The organism is Chryseobacterium sp. SIMBA_029 (assembly GCF_046535275.1).
Lineage (GTDB): Bacteria > Bacteroidota > Bacteroidia > Flavobacteriales > Weeksellaceae > Chryseobacterium.
The window spans coordinates 1-243 of sequence record NZ_JAWRXA010000756.1 but is presented as its reverse complement, the minus strand read 5'-3'; the positions used below and the strand labels follow the sequence as shown (position 1 = coordinate 243).

The 243-nt window shown below is 32.9% G+C and carries 1 pseudogene; it reads right to left on the bottom strand.

What is annotated here, in order from left to right:
* Positions 1-243 (bottom strand): annotated as a pseudogene (locus SB679_RS25950) (aspartate aminotransferase family protein); the annotation flags it as partial.

Sequence of the window (243 nt, the reverse complement as noted above, 5' to 3'; positions counted from 1 at the left end):
ATTAGCTTCCTGTGCTTCATCAAAGTTGGAAACTCTGTTGATATGGAAGAATACAGAAATCATAGAACCTTTTCTGTTGATTTTATGAGCAATTCCCTTTTCATTTAAAATCTTTCCGATTTCAAAATCTAAGGTTTCTGTTGTTTTATTTAATCTGTTGAAAAATTCCGAATCGTTTTTAATCAGTTGAAGAGTTTTTAGTCCAGCTCTCATTGCCAAAGGATTTCCACTTAATGTTCCGGC